The following is a 5,257-nucleotide window of genomic DNA, read 5'->3' as shown; positions in this document are numbered from 1 at the left end:
ACTTTATCTTATTCTTATTAATAATTTAATGTGTTTAATATAATCATAAAAACCTATTTTTTTTAAAAATATTTTAAAAACTTGTAACATTTTAATTTTTAAATTAATTATTGTTTAAATTTAATTCTTCTTCAATTTTATTTTCTTTTTCAATATTTTCATCCTGTTGTAATTTATCTTTATCATTATTTAATTGATCCTCTATTTTAAAATTTTCACTATTTATATCCTCTTCAAAGAAAATTTCTTCATTATTTTTATTTAAATCTATTGGTAAATCCTCATTATTATTTTCATTTTTTAATATATTATTAATCCATTCAAAACCATTCTTAAAAAAGTTTTTTATTGAATTAAATATTTTTTCAAATATTCCAGATTCTTTTAATTCACTTCCTATTTCTTTAAGTTTATTATTTATATTTTCATTTAATTTATTTAAAGAATCTTTCATATCATTGTAATTATAATCTAATTTATTAACATTTGACATGAGAGATGTAACTCTTGCTTTGTCTTCAGTATTTAATTCAATATTAAAATTGTTAGTTATATTTATTACTATATTTTCTATTTCTTTATTATTTTTAGGCTTTTCTTTAATCACTTCAGTTTTTATTTCATTAATTATTGCAGCAGCTTCATCTTTTCCTATAGATTGTCCTAATTGAGTTGTAGTTGATATTTCCTCTCTAGCAACCTCTTTTTTTTCTAAAGACAATTCTTGTCCACTGGCACTTTCAAATCCTTTTAATACTCCTGCTAAAGCAGCTGTTCCTGTTACATTATACGGAGCTGAAGCTTTAATATTAGCATCTGTTACCCCTGATGTTAATAGAGCATTAGCTAGCATAGTATCTGTAACCTCTGTTAAATTTTTAGTTGCAACTTTTATACCATTACCCTTTTCTTTAATTTCAACACACGAACTAGATATAGATTTACTTGTTGCTGGTATTGGTTTGCTTTGGTCCATTCCTAATTGTTCTCTAATATCTTGATTTGTAATTTCAATTACTGTTGCATTATCTCTAATTACACCAAATTCATCTAACATTTTAATTTTTTCACCTTCTGTTAAATTTGCTCCTAAGGATACAACTGGTTTATTACTTTGAGCTAAAACTACTGTTTTTGAAACTGAAAGAAAAATTCCTCCAATTAAAAATATACTTACAGCTTGTTTAAATTTTTTTAAAATCATTAATTCCCCTCCATAAATAATTTCATATACCATTTCTTTAATATATACGTGTAAATATTCTAACATAGGATTATTTCTAATAATATACTTTTTTATTAAATATTCCTTATTTTTTTCCACAAAATAAAACCTACAAATAAGAGATTAAACTTATTTTATAGGTTTTATTAATTTTTTATTAACCTTTATATTATTGTATTATTTTCTCCATAACAGCTTGTACATCTTTATTATCTATTATCTTATCTTTATTTACATCACATATTTTAACCTTTTCCCAATTTATATTATTTTCATCTATTCCTATATTCTTACTAACTATTGATAAATCTCCTATATTTATAGTGCCATCTTTATTTATATCAAAAATACTATCTGGATTTGTAGGAGCAAGGGATGCTTTAAAGCTTTCCAAAGAATTTTTCAAATATTTTATAGCATTATTTAATGTTTTACTATTTGCATCTACTTTATTAAATTCTCTTGTAGCAGCATCAATATCACCTACTAATGCTTTTTTTAGATCTTCATCATATGAACTTTCACTATTTTCATCTATTGTTTTATTACATTCTGTTATTAAATTTTTTAAAGTTGATTTTAGCTCTTCAGTATATTCAGAATCCTCATACTTCATATCAACTCTACCACCACCAGATAATGAATTGCTATCAAAAATATTTAAGGCTTTCATAATCTCCTGAGCAATTCTTAAATGGCCTCTATGGTTAGGTTCTCCTTTTTCATTTAGCCAAACTTCCCTTAGATGAGGATTATTTTTTTCAATCTCTTTCCATGTATTATAATGATCTACTACAGGAATATTTTCTTCTTTTCCCACTTTTAATATTACATTTACAAAATCTTCAATATTATTTTCACTTAATACTGGTGTTTGAAGTAATATACTAGCACCTATTTCTTTAGATTTTGAAATTATTTCTCTTAAATTTTGCTCAAATAGATCTACACTAACATTTTCTTTACTTCCTATCATAATAGATATTATTTCTGGCTCAAACTCTGTAGCCCAATCATTAAAATTATTTAATATATCTGTAGATGTTGCTCCATTTACTGCTGAATTAATCATAAAACGTTCTCTATTTATCATTAAAGAACCTCTTAGTTCCCAACGTATTCTTTCTTCTATATACTCTGTATAATTTTTATAACCATAAGTAGAACCTTTTCCTGATGTAGAATTATCCCCTAAAAGGACCCAAGAATTACCTATTCCATCTTCTAATATTTTATTTCTTAGTTCATTAAATTCATTTTTAGCTTCTACTTTAGGACTTATATTTTTTATTTCTTCTTCGTTTAACACTTTCTCATAAATATCTATAAAAGAAATAGCTCCATTAAAAAACCATTGTCCACTTTCATTGTCAATATTTCTTCCTATGCTAAGATGTGTAGGATTATTTAAACTAGAAAAAAATATTTTATTTGATACTGAATGAATTTTTTCTCCATCTACATATACTCCTATACCATTCTCCTCAAAATTCATCACCAAAGTATGCCAAGAACCATCATTATATCCATTTTTACTTGTAGTAAAATTTACTACTCCATTGTCTGTTCTTCCATTTAAAAATATTGTTCCATTACCATTTATTCCAACTGCTACTTCTTTACTTGGGTCAGTTGAATCTGATAAACTTAAAATAGTTTGTGCATTAGAACCTGATGTTAAATTAAATCTTGTAACTATAGATCCTTTATTTAAATTTTTAATTTTATTTATATCATCTGATCTATCTATATATTCTTTTCCATAAAATTCTCTATTTATTTTATATGAAGTCAAAGGCTTTACTCCTTCAACCATTGAATAATTTGGATAATTAATATTTTCTACTATAGGTTTAGCATATCCATCTCCTTCTAAAGGATAAGTTAATTTATTAGTATAGCTATCTTCTGTATCTAACTGTAATTCTCTAAATATAAGTTTTACTAATTCTAAATGACCTGTTTCATTAGGGTGAATTGCATCCCCCATCCAAGGATTTGTAATATCTTTACCTAAATCACTCCAATATTTATTATGATCAATTAAAAATACATCTAACTCTTTTGAAACATCTCTAGCCCCTTCCATAAAAGGAGGTAATTCATTTTCTCTACTTCCATTAGTTGTATTTATAGTTTGAATTATAGGAATGGCTCCTAATTCTCTAACCTTATTTACCAAAGTTTTTAGATTTTCTTTGTATTCATTAACACTCATAGCAGTACAATCGTTCATTCCAAAAGTTAAAAATACTATATCTGGATTATAAGTCTCTACCCATGTATTAAATCCTCTTAAACAATCTTTAGTAGTTGCACTAGATACCCCAGTATTTATAACAAAACTATCATTTTTTAAAATACCACCTATTTCTTCCCCTCTCAATCTTTCATTAAAGTGCTCTGAATAACTTCTATAACCTTTTAAATGATGTATTCCATGAGTTATACTATCTCCGGCAAAAACTATATTATTTTTATTTTTTCCATGAATTCTTTTCAATATTTCTCTATAATCATTTTTGCTAAACCTTGAAGAATTTTCATGATTAAATTGAGTATCATATACTTCTACATACTCTATAGTCCCTTTAAAATATGAACTTTCACCCGAATTAGTAACTTTATTTCCTATAGTCATGCTATTAGGAGTATTCACCAATGACATAAATTTATTTGTATGATCTGGAAAGTCTACAATCTTTTCTCCATCCACATACATTATACCTCCAAGTTCTCCACCACTTATAACTATAGTATGATACTTGTCATCGTTTACAGAAATGTTATGTGCAGTATATGACATTAAATTTTGTCCATTCTCTATAGTTTCTAATCTTATTTTTCCATTTTGTAGTTTTACTTCAAAATAGCTGTTAGAATCATTTTTATCTGACATAGTAAACAAAGTTTGATTAGAATTTTCTGTTGTTTTAAATTTTATTACAAAAGTACCTACTGATAAATCTTTAACTTTATCTATATTTTCTGAAATATCAATAAAATCATTAGTTCCATTAAAATCTTTATTCACATTATATTGAATAACAGGTGTTTTTAAATTTTGTATTTTTTCCGTATTTTTCATTATATTCTCATTAGTAATTGAATTAATATAATTTTTTGAAGAAGCTAAAACAGGTGTTGAAAAAATTATGTTATTTAATAAAAAAATAGCTATTAAGCTTTTAATTAAATTTTTTTTCACAGTTATACCTCCCTAGTTAATTTTTTTCATATAAGTATATATTCTATTAAAATACAAAAAAACCTCTAAATTAATAAATTTAAAGGTTTTTTTGTATTTTATATAAAACTATTTCTTTATTATTTATAAATTTATTTTTACATTTCCTCTTGAATCTTGAAGGGGAAGTTTTATATCAAAAAACTTTAATCCGGCCTTTGTAGTTTTATCTAATAATATATGACTTATGTATCCAACCATAAACCCTATAGCAGTTGCTTGTTCAAATAAATAATATGCTACTATGCAAAATACAGTAGTTCCTACAACTTTATGGGTAAATTGTCTATGTGGAGATAATTTTCCTAATGTACAAAGTATTGCAAAAGAAACTATAACAGTATGAGTTGATATCTCATAATAATAATCTTTTAGTAAATTATTTAAAAAACCAATATTTAAAATACTTATGGCTACATAAGCCCATATTAATGCTAACAATACTTTTACAAAAAATTGTGAAGCTTTTGATTTTTTAGTATCTATATCTACAATTAACGCTCCAATAACTGCCCCAGCAGTACATTTTATAACAGAAACCATATAAAGTGCAGTATTAGTTTTATTCCCAACATCAAGAAACTCAGGAGATACAGCATTTAAAGTTGCTCCAACCATAGCACCACAGGCTGCTCCAATAATAGCATGCCCTTTTGCATTCATATTATAAAGTCCTCCTTTATATTTTTTAATAATATTATACAATTCCTTATACTTAATATTCAACAAAATTTATCTTTAAAAATTTAAAAACATATATATAATATTCTAAAATAATACTATAT

At 25.0% G+C, this 5,257-nt stretch carries 3 protein-coding genes; all 3 read right to left on the bottom strand.

Features of this window, described 5'->3' with window-relative positions; translation table 11 throughout:
• Positions 1-103: 103 nt before the first annotated feature.
• Positions 104-1,204, bottom strand: a complete 1,101-nt coding sequence (locus GBZ86_RS12320) for a DUF1002 domain-containing protein (protein WP_170272241.1) — start codon at positions 1,202-1,204, stop codon at positions 104-106.
• Between the two features lie 190 nt (positions 1,205-1,394).
• Positions 1,395-4,433 carry a GDSL-type esterase/lipase family protein gene (locus GBZ86_RS12315; RefSeq protein ID WP_152891086.1) on the bottom strand — a complete coding sequence of 1,013 codons (3,039 nt, stop codon included), beginning with the start codon at positions 4,431-4,433 and terminating at the stop codon, positions 1,395-1,397.
• 123 nt (positions 4,434-4,556) lie between these two features.
• Positions 4,557-5,135 carry a metal-dependent hydrolase gene (locus tag GBZ86_RS12310; RefSeq protein ID WP_170272240.1) on the bottom strand — a complete coding sequence of 193 codons (579 nt, stop codon included), beginning with the start codon at positions 5,133-5,135 and terminating at the stop codon, positions 4,557-4,559.
• Positions 5,136-5,257: the final 122 nt, after the last annotated feature.

The organism is Clostridium tarantellae, assembly GCF_009295725.1.
GTDB classification, from domain to species: Bacteria; Bacillota; Clostridia; order Clostridiales; family Clostridiaceae; genus Sarcina; species Sarcina tarantellae.
This window is presented reverse-complemented; position numbering and strand designations above follow the sequence as displayed.

Bases quoted from the DNA above. Each gene is read 5' to 3' on its own strand.
- GBZ86_RS12320 (WP_170272241.1), bottom strand. From the start codon at position 1,204: ATGATTTTAAAAAAATTTAAACAAGCTGTAAGTATATTTTTAATTGGA.
- GBZ86_RS12310 (WP_170272240.1), bottom strand. From the start codon at position 5,135: ATGAATGCAAAAGGGCATGCTATTATTGGAGCAGCCTGTGGTGCTATG.